A 1,097-nucleotide genomic window follows, 5' to 3' on the forward strand; every position below is an offset into this window, starting at 1 on the left:
AATAATCCCTGCTTTAAAAGCTGCAAACTGCGTAATGGTCCATTCCACACAGTTAGGTGACCAAATCGCTAATCGGTCTCCTTTTTTTAATCCCAATTTTAATAGGCTACAAGCAAAAGCGTTTACTTCATCCTGTAAAGCTTTATAGGTTAATCGTCTGTTTTGATGAAAACTGACAATCGCTTCCTTTTCAGCATATTGCTGACAGGCCTGATCAAATTGTTCACCAATGGTCATACCCAATAAGGGTTGTGTACTTGGTCCAGAGGCGTAGCTTAACCGTTCTTGTTGCATTGAATCATTCTCCTTGATTCTTTGTAATTCTCTTCTTACCTAATCTAATTGTTGTTACTGCAACTACTTTTCCAAACTACTTATTTTGTGTTGTTTTATCCTTTATATGCCCTATTTTTTCTGCACAGCATCCACACAAAAGTCAGCAATCTGTTTTGAAAAATAGTCTTTATGCGCATGATCAAACTTTGTATTTTGAGCTGGGTCTAGAGGTTCAACTACCACATAAGTCATAGCACCGACTACACAAAGTGCTGCTGTGTTTAAATCATCCAAGACAAACTCACCACTTGCATTTCCATCCGCAAGTATTTTTTTAATACTTTGTTTAATCAATTGCTTCACACGAAAACGCTCATGTTCAACCGTTGAATCGACGGGTTCAAACATGAGTGAATATGCAAGCTGAGGACTATTCAGTGCCCGTTTTACAAAGGTTGCCACCGCCTTGTGTAATTTCTGCTTTGCCGATAAGTCACTTTCGGTAATCGATTCAATCACCAATAGTTCTGTATTAATGGCATCAGACAAAACTTCTATTAGCACTTGGCTTTTATTATCGAAGTAGCGATAAACCAGTCCACTAGATACACCCGCTTGCTCTGCAATTGTTTGTATTTGTGCGTCTTTGAACCCTCCCTCTGAAATTATTTTTCTGGCTGAACTCAAAATCGATTTTCGATTTTGTTCCATCCGCTCTTGCATTAAAGATGATCGTTTATAGCTCATAATTTATTCTCTAACAAATAAAATGAATTGTAAATCATTTTATGAATCTGTATTCACTTTTTCAAAAAATCATT

Annotated in this window: 2 protein-coding genes; both read right to left on the reverse strand. The window is 36.9% G+C overall.

Translation table 11 applies throughout. The annotated features are described in order from the left end of the window. A partial coding sequence (locus VXQ92_RS20430; protein WP_416683013.1) for an AMP-binding protein occupies positions 1–294 on the reverse strand: 294 nt, incomplete at its 3' end. Positions 295–405: 111 nt separating this feature from the next. Next, positions 406–1,023: a TetR/AcrR family transcriptional regulator gene (locus VXQ92_RS20435; RefSeq protein ID WP_000120692.1), complete on the reverse strand. Its 618-nt coding sequence runs from the start codon at positions 1,021–1,023 to the stop codon at positions 406–408. Between the last annotated feature and the right edge of the window lie 74 nt (positions 1,024–1,097).

The sequence above is a fragment of the Acinetobacter sp. 228 genome, assembly GCF_048147885.1.